The organism is Streptomyces olindensis, assembly GCF_040645895.1.
Taxonomy (GTDB): domain Bacteria; phylum Actinomycetota; class Actinomycetes; order Streptomycetales; family Streptomycetaceae; genus Streptomyces; species Streptomyces olindensis.
The window spans coordinates 99,594-114,558 of sequence record NZ_JBEYZD010000024.1; the positions used below are offsets into that span (position 1 = coordinate 99,594).

16 protein-coding genes are annotated in these 14,965 nt (G+C 73.9%); 4 read left to right on the forward strand and 12 right to left on the reverse strand.

All coding sequences use genetic code 11. The features are described from left to right. Nucleotide 1: 1 nt before the first annotated feature. Nucleotides 2–706 carry a thiamine pyrophosphate-binding protein gene (locus ABZ948_RS18000; RefSeq protein WP_359760604.1) on the forward strand — a complete coding sequence of 235 codons (705 nt, stop codon included), beginning with the start codon at nucleotides 2–4 and terminating at the stop codon, nucleotides 704–706. A gap of 80 nt (nucleotides 707–786) precedes the next feature. Next, a complete protein-coding gene (locus ABZ948_RS18005) occupies nucleotides 787–1,704 on the forward strand; it encodes a transketolase family protein (protein ID WP_359760606.1) in 918 nt (305 codons plus the stop codon). 16 nt (nucleotides 1,705–1,720) lie between these two features. Here the strand turns inward: ABZ948_RS18005 and ABZ948_RS18010 are convergent, their stop codons facing one another. The 12 genes from ABZ948_RS18010 to ABZ948_RS18065 all read right to left on the reverse strand — a co-directional run bounded on the left by ABZ948_RS18010 (nucleotide 1,721) and on the right by ABZ948_RS18065 (nucleotide 12,914). After that, nucleotides 1,721–2,077 (reverse strand): MmcQ/YjbR family DNA-binding protein, encoded by a 357-nt coding sequence (locus tag ABZ948_RS18010; RefSeq protein WP_359760608.1) that lies wholly within the window; start codon nucleotides 2,075–2,077, stop codon nucleotides 1,721–1,723. Nucleotides 2,078–2,107: 30 nt separating this feature from the next. Beyond that, nucleotides 2,108–2,635, reverse strand: coding sequence for a GNAT family N-acetyltransferase (locus ABZ948_RS18015; RefSeq protein WP_359760610.1), 528 nt, complete (start codon nucleotides 2,633–2,635; stop codon nucleotides 2,108–2,110). Next, on the reverse strand, nucleotides 2,632–3,204 hold the full coding sequence (locus ABZ948_RS18020) for a helix-turn-helix domain-containing protein (protein ID WP_359760612.1): 573 nt from the start codon (nucleotides 3,202–3,204) through the stop codon (nucleotides 2,632–2,634). The genes ABZ948_RS18015 and ABZ948_RS18020 overlap by 4 nt, the downstream gene beginning before the upstream one ends. Nucleotides 3,205–3,250: 46 nt before the next feature. Then, nucleotides 3,251–4,153 (reverse strand): LysR family transcriptional regulator, encoded by a 903-nt coding sequence (locus ABZ948_RS18025; protein ID WP_359760614.1) that lies wholly within the window; start codon nucleotides 4,151–4,153, stop codon nucleotides 3,251–3,253. A 31-nt stretch (nucleotides 4,154–4,184) separates the two neighbouring features. Continuing rightward, nucleotides 4,185–5,378 (reverse strand): glycine C-acetyltransferase, encoded by a 1,194-nt coding sequence (locus tag ABZ948_RS18030; RefSeq protein WP_359760616.1) that lies wholly within the window; start codon nucleotides 5,376–5,378, stop codon nucleotides 4,185–4,187. 120 nt (nucleotides 5,379–5,498) lie between these two features. Further along, nucleotides 5,499–6,527, reverse strand: a complete 1,029-nt coding sequence (gene tdh, locus ABZ948_RS18035; protein WP_359760618.1) for an L-threonine 3-dehydrogenase — start codon at nucleotides 6,525–6,527, stop codon at nucleotides 5,499–5,501. A gap of 182 nt (nucleotides 6,528–6,709) precedes the next feature. Further along, nucleotides 6,710–7,282, reverse strand: coding sequence for a GAF domain-containing protein (locus tag ABZ948_RS18040; protein ID WP_359760619.1), 573 nt, complete (start codon nucleotides 7,280–7,282; stop codon nucleotides 6,710–6,712). Nucleotides 7,283–7,342: 60 nt separating this feature from the next. Next, nucleotides 7,343–7,972 carry a GTP-binding protein gene (locus tag ABZ948_RS18045; RefSeq protein WP_031112766.1) on the reverse strand — a complete coding sequence of 210 codons (630 nt, stop codon included), beginning with the start codon at nucleotides 7,970–7,972 and terminating at the stop codon, nucleotides 7,343–7,345. Then, nucleotides 7,950–8,321, reverse strand: coding sequence for a DUF742 domain-containing protein (locus tag ABZ948_RS18050; protein WP_114256583.1), 372 nt, complete (start codon nucleotides 8,319–8,321; stop codon nucleotides 7,950–7,952). The genes ABZ948_RS18045 and ABZ948_RS18050 overlap by 23 nt, the downstream gene beginning before the upstream one ends. Before the next feature lie 2 nt (nucleotides 8,322–8,323). Further along, complete coding sequence (locus tag ABZ948_RS18055) at nucleotides 8,324–8,755, reverse strand: roadblock/LC7 domain-containing protein (protein WP_031112764.1); 432 nt, start codon at nucleotides 8,753–8,755, stop codon at nucleotides 8,324–8,326. Nucleotides 8,756–8,823: 68 nt separating this feature from the next. Next, entirely contained in the window at nucleotides 8,824–11,103 is a 2,280-nt protein-coding gene (locus ABZ948_RS18060; protein WP_359760622.1) for a sensor histidine kinase, read from the reverse strand. Nucleotides 11,104–11,633: 530 nt separating this feature from the next. Continuing rightward, a complete protein-coding gene (locus tag ABZ948_RS18065) occupies nucleotides 11,634–12,914 on the reverse strand; it encodes an MBL fold metallo-hydrolase (RefSeq protein ID WP_359760624.1) in 1,281 nt (426 codons plus the stop codon). A gap of 125 nt (nucleotides 12,915–13,039) precedes the next feature. On the opposite strand from ABZ948_RS18065, the gene ABZ948_RS18070 reads away from it, so the two are divergent. Both ABZ948_RS18070 and ABZ948_RS18075 read left to right on the forward strand, forming a co-directional pair. Then, on the forward strand, nucleotides 13,040–14,230 hold the full coding sequence (locus tag ABZ948_RS18070) for a Glu/Leu/Phe/Val dehydrogenase dimerization domain-containing protein (RefSeq protein ID WP_359760626.1): 1,191 nt from the start codon (nucleotides 13,040–13,042) through the stop codon (nucleotides 14,228–14,230). A 75-nt stretch (nucleotides 14,231–14,305) separates the two neighbouring features. Continuing rightward, on the forward strand, nucleotides 14,306–14,932 hold the full coding sequence (locus tag ABZ948_RS18075; protein ID WP_359760628.1) for a TetR/AcrR family transcriptional regulator: 627 nt from the start codon (nucleotides 14,306–14,308) through the stop codon (nucleotides 14,930–14,932). Nucleotides 14,933–14,965 lie beyond the last annotated feature (33 nt).

Genomic DNA, 14,965 nt, shown 5'->3' on the forward strand with positions numbered 1-14,965 from the left:
CATGACCAACGCGACGCACACGCACACGTACACGTACGCCGACCTGCCGGGGCTGATGGCCCTGATGACCGGCGACGAGAAGCACGGCCCGGCCGCGACGTCCACGCTGGACGTGCTGTGGGTGCTCTACGACCGGGTGCTGCGGGTGAGCCCGGAGGGGATGGCCGACCCGGAGCGGGACCGGTTCCTGCTGTCGAAGGGGCACGGGCCGATGGCGTACTACGCCGTACTGGCCGCCAAGGGCTTCGTGCCCGTGGAGTGGCTGCCGGGCTTCGGCTCGTACGACTCCCCGCTCGGCCACCACCCGGACCGCACCCTCGTGCCGGGGGCCGAGATCGGCAGCGGTTCGCTGGGGCACGGGCTGCCGATCGCCGTCGGCACGGCGCTGGGACTGCGCGCCCAGGGCCTCGACGGACCGCGGGTGTGGACGCTCGTCGGGGACGCCGAGCTGGACGAGGGCAGCAACCACGAGGCGATCGCCTTCGCCGGGCCCGCCGGACTCGACCGGCTGCACACCGTCGTCATCGACAACTCCTCGGCGACATACGCCCGCCCCGGCGGGATCGCCGCCCGTTTCGAGGCCGCGGGCTGGTCCGCGCTGACCGTCGACGGCCGTGACCACGAGGCGCTGCACGCCGCCTTCACCGCTCCGCACCCGGGCCGGCCGCACGTGGTGGTGGCCCGCGTCGAGCCCAAGTCCGCCTGACCCTCGACCCTCGACCCCCGGCTCCCGACTCCCGACTCCCGACTCCCGACTCCCGACCCCACGAAAAGGAATCCGTACCCATGGACACCATGCGTGACCGTTTCGCCCCTGTCGTCTCCCGGCTGCTCGACGAGGACCCCCGGGTCGCCGTGGTCCTCGCCGAGATCGGCGTGGACGGGTTCGCCGCGGCCGCCCGCCGGCATCCCGACCGGGTCGTCAACGTCGGCATCCGCGAGCAGCTCCTGGTCGGGGCGGCGGCGGGACTGGCGCTGACCGGGCTGCGGCCCGTCGTGCACACCTTCGCCAGCTTCCTCGTGGAGCGGCCCTTCGAGCAGGTCAAGCTGGACCTCGGGCACCAGGACGCGGGCGCGGTGCTGGTGAGCGCCGCCGCCTCCTTCGACTGGCCCGCCGGGGGGTACACGCACATGGCGCCGGGCGACGTGGCCCTCCTCGACACCCTGGACGGCTGGACCGTCCACGTCCCGGGCCACCCGGACGAGGCCGAGACGCTGCTGCGGCACGCGGTCGCCGCGGGCGACGACAAGGTGTACGTACGGCTGTCCGTGCAGTCCAACGGGCGGGCGCTGCCGGTGGACGGGGAGCGCTTCCGCACCGTCCGCGAGGGGCGCTCCGGTGTGGTGGTCGCCGTGGGGCCGACGCTCGACGCGGTGCTCGACGCCACCGAGGGGCTGGACGTCACCGTGCTGTACGCGACGACCGTCCGCCCCTTCGACGGGGCCGCCCTGCGCCTCGCCACCGAGACGGCGGGGGCGGACGTCGTCCTGGTCGAGCCCTATCTGGCGGGCACCTCGACGGCCGCCGCGAACGACGCGCTGTCCGATGTGCCGCACCGGGTCCTCGGGCTGGGTGTGGGCCGGCGCGAGCTGCGGCGGTACGGGCAGCCGGAGGAGCATGCCGCCGCCCACGGGCTCGACGCCCGGTCGCTCCGGGAGCGCGTCGGGAGCTTCCTGGGTGGAGGCGCGGCCGCGGCGGCGTGAGCTCCGGAGGGTGGTGTCACCCGGCCGGGAGACCCAGCCGGGGATGCGCCTCGAGGAGCCGGGTGGGGGCCGCCTGGCGCCAGGAGTCGGCGAGGATGTCCCGCAGTTCGGCCTCGTCCTCGAGCGCGTCGAGCCGGGCCCGGACCCAGGCGAACTGCGCCTCGTGGTCCGCGATCCAGAACTTGCCCGGCTCGGCGAGCACCAGCTCGTCCCGCTCGACCTTGGGGCAGCGCACGGCGATGGACGTCTCGTTCTCCGGCAGTGTGGCGAACATCTTGCCCGCGACCCGGAACGTGGGCATGCTCCAGGCGATCTTCTCCGTGGTGTCCGGCAGGGACAGGGCGATCCGTCGTACGTCTTCGGCATCCGGCATGGCAGGCACGGTATCCGCTGCCACTGACAATCACCTGGTGAGAGCGGTCGCCGGCAGGTGCTTGTAGTAGATCGTCGTCGGTCGCAGCACTCCGTCGGGGCGCGCCGCGTAGTCCGGGATCGCGCCGATCGAGGTCCAGCCGGCGGACCGGTACAGGTGCTCGGCGGGGCTGCCGGTCTCGGTGTCCAGGTGCAGCAGGGTGATGCCGGCGGCCGCCGCGGCCTCCTCCGCGGTGGCCAGCAGCCCGCGTCCGAGGCCCCTCCCGCGGGCCTCCCGGCGCACCATGAGCTTCACGACCTCGGCGCGGTGGCGGCTGTTGGCCTTGCGCGGGAAGGCCAGGCTCACGGTGCCCAGGACGCGGTCCCCCTCGCAGACCGCCCAGACGGCGAGCCGGCCCGCGGCCACGTCGGCGGCCCGCTCCCGCCACCAGGCCAGGGCCTCCGCGCGGTCGAGCGGGGCGAGGAAGCCGACCGAGGCACCGCCGTTGACGGTGTCGGCGAGCAGGTCCGCCAACGCCCCGGCGTGACGCCGCAGCCGGGATTCGTCCAGAGGGGTCACGGCCGCACCACCGCCAGCAGGTACCGGGCGCCCTCGGGGGCGGCGCACCGGAACCGGGTCGGCCCCCACACGCGCATCCGCAGGCAGTCGCCGGTGCCCAGGTGGTGTGCGGTGTCCTGCGCGGTCACTTCCAGGGCCCCTTCGAGCACCCAGATGTGCTGCTCCAGGCCGGCCACGGGCGGGCGGTCGTAGGCGAGGTCGGCGCCGGCGGTGAGCCGTCCCTCGACGAGTTCGCCGCGCAGCCCCGGGTGCGGTGGGGACACGGACCGCCGCACGAAGCCGGAGGTCCGGTCCCGCCACTCGGGCTGGTCGGCGGTGCGCACCACGGGCGCCGGCTCGGCCTCGACCTCGCTGAGGAGCTGGGACATGGTCCGCCCGTAGACGGCGCACAGGCGGTTCAGGAGCGAGGCCGTGGGGCTGATCTCGGCCCGCTCGGCACGAGAGAGGGTGGACCGGCTCACTCCGCTGCGGTCGGCCAGCTCGCCCAGGGAGTAGCCGTGTTGCGCCCGCAGCTCGGCCAGGCGGGCCCCCAGCCTGGCGTCGACGGGGTCGAGGTCGTCATTTCTCATATTCGGGACGCTATCCCGGATATGAGACGCCCGGGTTACGGAGTCCTCACACCGGGGCCGCCGCGCTCAGCGCGTCCAGCACCGGCCGGATGAGGGGGTGCCCCTCGGCTCCCCGACGTACGGCGGCGAAGACCCGGCGCGTGGGGGGCGTGCCGTCGACGGGGCGGACGACCACGCCGGCGAGGTCCATGCCGCGCAGCGCCGAGCGCGGTACGAGGGCCACACCCGCGTCGGCCGAGGCGAGGGCGACGACCGCGCGGAAATCGTCCGAGGAGTGCTCCATGCGGGGCTGGAAACCGGCGTTCTCGCAGGCCAGGACCACCACGTCATGGCAGGGGTTGCCGGGGTAGGGGCCGATCCAGCAGTCCTTGGCCAGGTCGGCGAGCGGCACCTCGGCCGCGTCGGCCAGCCGGTGACCGACGGGCACGACCGCGTCGAAGGGCTCGGCGTACAGCGGTACGTGGGCCAGCCGTGGGTCGTCGGCGGGCGGGGCGCCCCGGTACTCGACGGCGACGGCGACATCCACCTGCCGGTCCAGCACCATCGGCAGGCTGGCGTCGCCCTCGGCGTCCTGGACGCGGATGCGGATGCCGGGCGCCGACTCGGCGAGGCGGGCCACCGCGGGCGCCACGACCAGGGCGATCCCGGTGGCGAAGGAGGCGACCGTGACGGTGCCGGCCGCTCCCGAGCTGTACGCGGCGAGCTCGGCCTCGGCCCGCTCCAGCTGGGCGAGGACCGCGTTGGTGTGGTTGAGCAGGATCTCGCCGGCCGGGGTGAGCCGTACGCCCTTGGCGCCGCGCTCCACGAGCCGGTGGCCGGTCTCCTGCTCCAGCGCGGCGAGCTGCTGGGACACGGCCGACGGGGTCAGGTACAGCGCGGCGGCAGCCGCCGTCACCGTGCGGTGGTCGGCCACCGCACGGAGGATGTGGAGCCGCCGCGCCTCGATCATGCGATCGATTCTCTCAGGTCACCGCTGCTTCTCAGCCCTCCAGCTCCGCCCGTGCCGCGACGAACGCGTCGACCGCGCGGTGCACGTCGTCCGTGGAGTGCGCGGCCGAGAGCTGCACCCGGATCCGGGCCTGCCCCTGCGGCACGACCGGGTAGGAGAAGCCGATCACGTACACACCGCGCTCCAGCAGGAGTTCGGCCATGCGGCCGGCCTTCGCCGCGTCGCCGATCATCACCGGGGCGATGGCGTGATCGCCGGGGAGGACGTCGAAGCCCTCCTCGGTCATGCGGCCGCGGAAGAGCGCCGTGTTCTCGGCGAGCCGGACGCGCAGGTCGTCCGCCGACTCCAGCAGGTCGAGGACCTTCAGGGAGGCCGCCGCGATCACCGGGGCCAGCGTGTTCGAGAACAGGTAGGGCCGGGAGCGCTGGCGCAGCAGGGCGACGATCTCGGCGCGGGCGGCGACGTAGCCGCCGGAGGCGCCGCCGAGGGCCTTGCCGAGGGTGCCGGTGATGATGTCGACGCGGTCCATGACGCCGTGCAGCTCGGGCGTGCCGCGGCCGCCGGGGCCGACGAAGCCGACCGCGTGGGAGTCGTCGACCATGACCATCGCGTCGTAGCGGTCGGCGAGGTCGCAGATCTCGCGCAGCGGGGCCACGTAGCCGTCCATGGAGAAGACGCCGTCGGTGACGATCAGCCGGCGGCGGGCGTCGGAGGCCTCCTTGAGCCGGGCCTCCAGTTCGGCCAGGTCGCGGTTGGCGTAGCGCAGGCGGCGGGCCTTGGACAGCCGGATGCCGTCGATGATCGACGCGTGGTTCAGGGCGTCGGAGATGACCGCGTCCTCGGGGCCGAGCAGCGTCTCGAAGACGCCGCCGTTGGCGTCGAAGCAGGAGGAGTAGAGGATCGTGTCCTCCTGGCCGAGGAACGCGGACAGCCGCGCCTCCAGCTCCTTGTGCACCTCCTGGGTGCCGCAGATGAAACGGACGGAGGCCATGCCGTAGCCCCAGCGGTCCAGGGCCTCGTGGGCGGCGGCGACGACCTCGGGGTGGTCGGCGAGGCCGAGGTAGTTGTTGGCGCAGAAGTTGAGGACCTCGCCGGGGCGGCCGCCCGCGGTGACGGCGACGGTCGCGGACTGCGGGGTGCCGATGACGCGCTCGGGCTTGTGCAGACCGGCGGCGCGGATCTCGTCGAGGGTGGCGCGCAGGTCGTCGCGCACGGAGTCGAACATCGGGAAGCTCCTGAGGTGCTTGCGGCGGGAGAGAGTCTTGCGGGGGTGGGAGTCTTGCGGGGGTGGGAGTCTTGCGGGGGTGGGAGTCTTGCGGGGCGGGAGTCTTGCCTGGGGCGGGAGTTACGCCGTCCAGTCGAGGATGACCTTGCCGCCGCGGCCGCTCGCCGCGTCGGCGAACGCCGCCTCGAAGTCGCGGTGGCCGTACCGGCCGGTGATCACGGGGGCGAGGTCGAGCCCGCCCTCCAGCAGGACCGACATCGCGTACCAGGTCTCGAACATCTCGCGGCCGTAGATGCCCTTGAGGGTGATCATCGAGGTGACGATCCGGGCCCAGTCGACCGGGAACTCCTGGGCGGGCAGGCCGAGCATCGCGATCCGGCCGCCGTGCGTCATGTTGGCGATCATGTCGCGCAGCGCCTCGGGGCGGCCGGACATCTCCAGGCCGATGTCGAAGCCCTCCCGCAGTCCGAGCGTGCGCTGCCCGTCGGCGATGGTGGCACCGGAGACGTCGAGCGCGAGACTGACGCCGATCTTGCGCGCGAGCTCCAGACGCTCCTCGCTGACGTCGGTGATCATGACGTGGCGGGCGCCGGCGTGCTGCGCGACGGCGGCGGCCATCAGGCCGATGGGGCCGGCGCCGGTGATGAGCACGTCCTCGCCGACGAGCGGGAAGGACAGCGCGGTGTGCACGGCGTTGCCGAACGGATCGAAGATCGCGGCCACGTCGAGGTCGACGGGCACCCGGTGCACCCAGACGTTGGCGGCGGGCAGGGCCACGTACTCGGCGAACGCCCCGTCCCGGCCCACGCCCAGCCCTATGGTGGCCCGGCACAGGTGGCGTCGGCCCGCCAGGCAGTTGCGGCACTTGCCGCACACCAGGTGCCCCTCGCCGCTCACCCGGTCGCCGACGCCGATGTCGGTGACGTCCCGCCCGGTCTCGACGACCTCGCCGACGAACTCGTGCCCGACGACCAGCGGGGTGCTGATGGCCTGCCGGGCCCAGCCGTCCCAGGCGCGGATGTGCAGGTCGGTGCCGCAGATACCGGTGCGCAGCACCTTGATGAGGACGTCGCCCGGCCCGACCGGAGGCTCGGGGACGTCCGCGAGCCACAGCCCGGGTTCCGCCTTCTGCTTGACCAGCGCCTTCACCGCTACGGCTCCTGGGGGTGAGTCCCGGCTCCGGGCATGCCGAAGGAGCCCCTGGACCGGGAGAGGAGTGGGATCGCACAGCAATGTGCCGTACGGCGGCCGGACCGGTCCATCGAGGTTTTCTTAAGCGCCGCCTCAGCTTTCCTTCACGCCTTGCGCGGGCACGGCGGCCACCCGGGCGTTCAGTAGGGCAGCAGGCCGTCCCGGCCCTCCAGCTCCATGGCGAGCCGCGCGGCGTGCTCCTTGATGGTGGTCAGGCCCTGCTTGCCCCACGGCCGTGGCTCGACGTCGGCGACACTGAGCGTGCCCAGCACCAGCCCCGTGCCGTCGATGAGCGGTGCGCCCAGGTAGGAGCGGATGCCGAACTCGTCGACCACGGGGTTGCCGGAGAACCGCGGATAGTCGTGGACGTCCTCCAGGACGAGGGCCTTGCGTCGCGCCACCACATGGGGGCAGAAGCCGTGGTCGCGGGGCAGTGTGCGGCCGAGCTGCGGGCTGGTGCCGTCGCTCCGCACGACCGGCGCGACGGCCGGGACGTACAGGCCCGCGTAGAACTGCCGCTGCTCGTCGGGGAAGTTGACCATGGCGTAGGGCGCCCCGGTCAGTTCGGCGAGGCGGTGCGCGAAGGTGTCGAGCGCGGGTTCGGGGCGCTCCCCGAGGCCCAGCCCGCGCAGTCGGCGGGCGCGGGCCGGGGCCTCCTTGTCCTCGGGTGTGAGAAGCAGACGACCGGCCGGGCGCGGCGGGTCGTAGCTCATGGGCACGCTCCTGGAGTGTGGGCATGCGTCATATACGGTCTCCCTGGGGGTGGTTGGAGATCACATGTGGGCGCCGTACCCCGTCGCGGGGGCGGGCGCGTGGGCGATGAGGTGGCGCACCAGGGTCAGCAGGGTCTGGACCCCGGAGCTGGAGATCCGGGCGTCGCAGCACACGACGGGGACCTCCTCGGGCAGGTCGAGTGCCGCGCGCACCTCCTCGGGGTCGTAGCGGTGGGAACCGTCGAACTCGTTGACGGCGATGATGAATCCGAGGCCGCGCTGTTCGAAGAAGTCGACGGCCGCGAAGCACTCCTGGAGGCGGCGGGTGTCGGCGAGGATGACCGCCCCGAGCGCTCCCTCGCACAACTCGTCCCACATGAACCAGAATCGCTCCTGGCCGGGCGTGCCGAAGAGGTAGAGCACGTGTTGCGGGTCGAGCGTGATGCGGCCGAAGTCCATGGCCACGGTCGTCTCGACCTTGTTCTCGATGCCGTCGAGGTTGTCGGTCGCGGCGCTGACGGTGGTGAGCAGCTCCTCCGTGCTGAGCGGTGCGATCTCGCTGACCGCGCCGACGAAGGTCGTCTTGCCCACGCCGAACCCGCCCGCCACCAGGATTTTCAGCGCGGTGGGAAACGGGTCGGCGCCGCGGCCGGGTCCGTCGGCGTAGTCAGAGCTGTCGTCGTAGTCCATCGAGCACTGCCTCCAGAAGAGCCCGGTCCGTCGGGTTGTGGTGGAACGCGGGGGGCTTGGTGGTCAGCGCCCCGCAGTCGACGAGGTCCGCCAGCAGCACCTTGGTGACGGCCACCGGCAGTTTCAGATGCGCGGCCACCTCGGCGACCGCGACGGGCACACGGCACCGCTCGAGCGCCTCCGCGTGTTCGGGGCCGAGATAGCCGAGGGGGGTCGCCCCGGTGGCCATCACCTGCGACACGAGGTCGAGCGCGACGGTGGGACGGGTGCGGCCGTTGCTGACCGTGAACGGGCGCACCAGTCGCCCGGCCGCGTCGTCGAGCCAGGGCCCGTCACCGGCCGCCGTCACGCTCAAGGCCTCATCGCCGGGGATTCGACGGACTGCCGGGGAGCGGTCACCAGGTAGGGGCGGACGCTCTTGACCAGCATCGCCATCTCGTAGCCGAGCACGGCCGCGTCGGCCTCGCGGCCGGCGAGCACGGCCAGGCAGGTGCCGGAGCCGGCGGTGGTGACGAACAGCAGGGTCGAGTCGAGTTCGACGACGACCTGGCGTACGTCGCCGCCGTCGCCGAAGCGGACCCCGGCGCTGCGGCCGAGGGAGTACAGGCCGGAGGCCAGCGCGGCCATGTGGTCGGCGCTGTCCGGGTCGAGGCCGTGCACGGACTTCACGAGTCCGTCGCAGGACAGCAGCACGGCGGCGGTCGTGTGCGGTACGCGCTGCACGAGGCCGCTCATCAGCCAGTCGAGATCGGATACATGGGCGGTCGGCGCATCGCTCGCCATGGTGGATCGACTCCTTGGGGTACGAAGGTCTGCGGGAGCGCTGGGGGTGGGGGGGGAAACGGGGGTGGTCATCCGGCGGGTGCGCTCCCGTCGTGCCGGGTGGTGGTGTGGTCGGGGCGGGACGCTGTCGCACCGTCCCGTACGCCGCGTGCCTCGATGGTGCGGACCGCGTCCAGGGAGGCCGGGGTGGTCGGGGAGGACAGCTCGGTGGGGAGCGGCTCCGGGTGTGCCGGCTGCCGGGGGATCGGGTCCCTGTGGGCGGGCTCCCTGTCCATGGGGGACGACGTGGTGTCGCCCCACTCCATGTTCCCGGCCTCCATGTTCTGTTGGGCCTCGGCGAGGCTGATGCCGCGCTGGAAGGCCGCCATCAGACCGGGGTCGTGGCCGACGAGGTACTCGGAGTCCTGGCGGGGCGCCGGGCCGTCGCGCAGCTGGGGTGCGATGTGCTCCTGGGCGCGGCGGCGGGGCAGTTGGGGCTTGCCCATGGTGCCGCGCACGACGCCGTTGCGCGGGGTGGGCGGCGCGGTCACGTTCTCGGCGAGGATCAGCCGGTCGTCGGCGCTGATGCCGGGCCGTGCCTCGGCCGGGGTGGGTCGCTCGCGGCGGGCGCCGCGCACGGGCAGCGGCGCGGGCCGGCCGTTCTTCGGCCCTCCGCCCGGGGCCGGTTCGGCCGCCTGCCGGGACCCTTCGGACACGAGGCCGGCCGGGGACGGGTCGGCGGATGCGGCGGAGGGACCGGCGGGTGCCGCGGGCGGACCTGCGGTTGTCGTGGCCGGGACGGCGGATGCCGCCGGGCCGGACGACCGCGCCTCGGACGCGGGCACCGGCACGGACGAGAAGCCGGACACCGTGTCGTCGGCAACGGACGAGAAGCCGGACACCGTGTCGTCGGCAACGGACGAGAAACCGGACGCCGTGTCCTCGGCAACGGACGAGAAGCCGGACACCGTCCCGTCGGCAGGAGACTGCCGCCCGAGCCGGCCGCCGGCGCCGGCGTCGGCTCCGCCCTGTGGCTGCCCGCCCGGCGCCGCCTGCCCGCGCTGCCCCGCCTGCCGCATCGGCACGGCGGGGCGCTCCGCGCCCGCCGCCGTACCGCCGCCCTGGGGCCGGCCCGCGCCGCCGGGCGCTCCCGCCTCCGCCCCGAGCAGCGCCTGGGGCACGACGAGCACCGCCTGCACGCCGCCGTAGATGTTGGTCTGCAGACGGACGGTGATGCCGTGCCGCCGGGCCAGCTGCGAGACGACGAACAGCCCGATGCGGCCGTCCGCGAGGAGCCGGGCGACGTTCACCTGGTCCGGGTCGGCGAGCAGCGCGTTCATACGCGTCTGCTCCTCCAGGGGCATGCCGAGCCCGCGGTCCTCGACCTCGACGGCGAGCCCGGAGGTGACGAGGCCCGCGCGCAGCAGCACCTGGGTGTGCGGGGCGGAGAACACCGTGGCGTTCTCGACGAGTTCGGCCAGCAGGTGGATGACGTCGGCGACGGCGTGCCCGCGCAGGGTGCCGTCGACGGGCGGCACGAGCTTGACCCGGGAGTACTGCTCGACCTCGGCGATGGCCGAGCGCAGCACCTCGGTCATGGAGACCGGGTTGCTCCACTGGCGGCGGGAGACGGCCCCGCCGAGCACGGCGAGGTTCTCGGCGTGGCGGCGGATGCGCGTGGCGAGGTGGTCGACGTGGAAGAGCCCCTTGAGCAGGTCGGGGTCCTCCATCTCGTTCTCCAGCTCGTCGAGGATGGAGATCTCGCGGTGCACCAGTGACTGCAGGCGCCGGGCGAGATTGACGAACACCTCGAGCTTCTGTTCGCTGCCCGCCTGGCTGGAGAGCTGCGAGGCCTGCACGACGGCGGTGACGGCGCCGTCGTGCGCACGGGCCAGGTCGCCGGAGAGGAGTTCGAAGTCGTCGGCGTCATCGGCGGCGCCGTCGCGCGGGCCCTGCGGGCTGTGCTGCGGCGGTCCGTCGCCGCGGCGCAGCGTCTCGACGAGGGCGCGCAGGTCCGCCTCGCGCCGTGCGGTGGCGCGGCGCAGGATTCCGATGCGGTCGTGCACGGACCTGGCGGCCCGGTTGGCCGCCACCGCGGCGACGCCGATGCCGACGAGGGCGACGAAGACCGCGCCGGCGAGTACGGCCCACAGCGTGAGGCCCGGCCGTGTTCCGGTGGACCGGACGGTGAAGAGGACGGCGGCGCAGCCGCTCAGGGCGACGGCGACGGGCGGCAGTACCGCGAGACGCAGCAGTTGGGGCCGTATGTGGGTCTCGGGCAGCGCGGTGGCGGTGCGGGCGGCCGGCCGCCCGTGCCGCCCGCCCTCACGGCGGTCTGCGCGTGCGGCCGGGGCGCGGAGGTGAGACATCGGTGTCCTCGTACTGGTCCGTCGGTCCTGGCTGCCAGGGGGGCTTGCGGAGGTGCGGACCGGTTCACGGGGCCGCTTCCGCGCGCCCCGGGCCGCCCGCCCGGACTCGCGCCGCTTCCGTCCGGCACCGACCTGGCCGGGGTCCGGATGCCGCTCGGGCGCGGCGGCGACAGCCGCGCCCGTGCCTGCGTCGGTCGCGCTCGGGCAGCGGGGATCCTCCTCGCGTCGACTCCCTCGTCCGCCTTGCGCCTGCACGTGCCGGCCCCCGCTCCTTGATCCGTCTGTTTCCCGACGGCCACTGACAGTAGTCGCCAGCGCATCATGTGCGGTGGGCAGTTGACAAACTCATACGGTGAGCGTCCCGCTCTGGTATGAGGTCTCGTACGACAGACCGATAACCCCGTCAGGCATCCGAACATGCACGGAAACGTTTCGATCCGACCTGGTCAGAAGTGGTCACGCAGAGACGGCGAGGGCCGGGGAGCCTCTCGCTCCCCGGCCCTCGCCGTCCGTCCGCGCCGCGCCCCGGGTCAGCCCGCCGGAAGCGTCTCCGGGTCCTCGGTGCCCTGGGCCGCCCCGCCTCGACTGTCACGCTGAGTGTCGGCCTGGGCCACGGCTGCCGCGTCCGAGGCGGTCTTGATCGTGGCGTCGGCGAGGGCCTCCCCGACCGGGCCGCCACCGACCGGACGACCACCGGACGGGGCGAGCGCCACCCCGCGCCACCACGGCTGTGACGGGACGGTCCCGGCCGTGGGCTCGAAGGGTTCGCCAGGGCGGGGCAGCGCGACGCGGGCGCCCACCGCGCGGGCGGCGGCGACCGTGCCCTCGCCCGGATCCGCCCACGGATGCGTCGCCAGGTTGAACGTGGCCCAGTGGATCGGCAGCATCAGGCCGTGCTCCGGTCCGCCCTGGAGGTCGAGGTGGGCGCGCATGCCCTCCTCGGGGGTCATGTGGATGTCGGGCCAGAAGTCGGAGTAGGCGCCGATCTGGATCATCGTGGCGTCGAACGGCCCGTGCTGGGCACCGATCTCCGCGAAGCCGTCGAAGTAGCCGGTGTCGCCGCTGTGGTAGATCCGGTGCTCGTCACCGGCCACGACCCAGGAGGCCCACAGGGTGTGCTGGGTGTTGCGCAGGCCCCGGCCGCAGAAGTGCCGGGCCGGGGTGGCGGTCAGGGTGAGGCCGCCGATCTTCGTCGACTCGTGCCAGTCCAGCTCGCGCAGCCGGTCGGCGGACACGCCCCAGTGCTCCAGGTGGGCGCCGACGCCGAGCGGGACGGCGAACAGCGTGTCCGTGCCGGCCAGGGCCTTGATGGTGGGCATGTCCAGGTGGTCGTAGTGGTCGTGCGAGATGACCACCACGTCGACCGGGCCGAGCGCGGCCAGCGGCAGCGGCACCGGGTGCAGCCGCTTGGGGCCGGCGAAGGGGAACGGAGAGCAGCGCTCGCCCCACACCGGGTCGAAGAGCACCCGCCGGCCGCCGATCTCCGCGAGCACGCTGGAGTGGCCCATCCAGGTCAGGCGCAGCCCCGTCGCCGGGGGCCGGGAGATGTCCGCGAGGGTGGTGGCGTGCACCGGCACCGTGCCCCTGGGAGCGCGGCGCGGCCGGGTCTCCTTGTCGAAGAAGACCTTCGCGAAATCCAGGGTCGAGCCCGAGGGCCGGGTCCGCGCGGGGCCGCCGGGGTTCTGGAAGACCCCGTCCTTGAAGTGGGGCGACCTGCGGATGCGCGCCATGCGCTCGCCGCGGGGGTCCGCGCCGAACGCCTCGGGCTGCAGTGCGCGGAGCCCGGGGCTCAGGGGACGGGAACCGGCCACGGTACCTCCAGGTGGAGTCGGTCAGGTTTTCCATTATGGTCGGCCCCTCCGACAACACCCGTGCGCAGGGGTCACACTCGGGGCGATACTGACCGACGATTCAGTAACCTCGCGAAGGAGCCCGCATGGCCGCCGGCTGGGAGCGCCCCCTGCTGTCCCTCACCTGGACCGACCACGTCACCGGCCGGCAGGGCTTCCTGGTCGTCGACCGGCTGGTGCGCGGCGTCGCCAGCGGCGGCCTGCGGATGCGCCCGGGCTGCACCCTGGACGAGGTCGCCGGCCTGGCCCGCGGCATGACCGTGAAGGAAGCCCTGCACTACGACCCCGGCAGCCGCTACGTCCCGCTCGGCGGCGCCAAGGGCGGCATCGACTGCGACCCGCGCGATCCGGAGGCGTACCCGCTGCTGGTGCGCTACCTGCGCGCCATGCGGCCGTACGTCGAGGGGCTGTGGACGACGGGCGAGGACCTCGGCCTCAGCCAGGACCTGGTGGACCGGGCCGCCGCCGAGGCGGGGCTGGTCTCCTCGATCCAGGCCGTGTATCCACTGCTCGACGACGAGGCCGAGGCCCGGCGGCGGCTCGCGGACGCGTTCGCGGTCGAGGTCGACGGCATCGGCCTCGACGAGCTGGTCGGCGGCTGCGGGGTGGCCGAGGCGGCCCTCACGGCCCTGGACCGGGCGGGTGTGCCGTACGCGGGGACCCGGGTCGCCCTCCAGGGTCTCGGCACCATGGGCGGGGCCACCGCGCGCTTCCTCACGCGCGCGGGGCTCACGGTCGTGGCGGTCGCCGACATCAAGGGCACGATCGCCAACCCGGCGGGCCTCGACGTCGAGGCGCTGCTCGCCGCGCGGGACGCCCACGGCACCGTGGACCGCTCGGCGCTGCGGCCGGGCGACCGCGACCTGCCGGGCGAGGCCTGGCTGTCGGCCGAAGCGGAGGTGCTGGTGCCGGCGGCGGTCTCGTACGCGATCGACGCCGGGAACCAGGGGCGGATCACCGCCCGCTGGGTCGTCGAGGCGGCCAACATGCCGGTACGGCCGGAGGCGGAGCTCCTGCTGGCCGCGCGCGGGGTGACGGTGCTGCCGGACGTCGTGGTGAACTCCGGCACGAACGCCTGGTGGTGGTGGACGCTGTTCGGGGACATCGGCGCCGACGCCGAGGAGGCGTTCGCGTACACGCGCCGCTCGATGCGGGCCCTGGTCGAGCTGATGCTCGCCCGCGCGCGGGCGGACGGGACGGCGCCTCGGGCCGCCGCCCACGCGATCGCCGAGGACCGGCTGCCGGTGATCGCGGAGCGGTTCGGCTGGTACCGCTGAGGCGGTCGCGGGGCGTGTGCCGGACCGGCCGGATCCGCACGTCAGGGCCGGGCGGTGCGTGGGTAGGGTGACGGCGTGACGAGAGTCCGGTTGAGCGTGGCGGAACGGCGCGGTGAGCTGCTGCGGGCCGCCATCGAGCAGATCGAGGCCCGGGGCGTGGCGGCGGTCAGGATCGCCGACGTGGCCTCGGTGCTCGGGGTGAGCAACGCGCTGGTGCTGTACCACTTCTCGACGAAGGAGCAGCTGGTCGCCGCCGCGTTCCGGCACGCGGCCGAGGCCGATCTCGCGCACCTGCGCAAGCTGCTCGGCCGCCGTACGTCGGCGCTGCGCCGGCTGCGGTCGGCCGTACGGTGGTACGCCCCCACCGGCCAGGCCAAGGGCTGGCGGCTGTGGATCGAGGGCTGGGCGGCGGCGCTGCGCGAGCCCGCGCTGCGCGAGGTCGCCCAGGACCTGGACCGGCAGTGGAAGGCGGCCATCGCCGAGGTCATCGCGGAGGGCGTGGCGGCGGGCGAGTTCCGCTGCCCGGACCCGCACGGCACGGCCCTGCGCCTCACCGCCCTCCTCGACGGCCTCGCCGTCCAGCTGACGTCCTACGCCGGCGCGGTGCCGCGAGCACGGGCACAGCAGTGGACGGACGAGGCGCTGGCACGCGAACTGGGCCTCGGCCTGGAAGGGCGGGCGCTACCGGCCCCGGAGCAGTAGGCCACCGTGGGGAGGGCCGCGTCGGCGGACGCC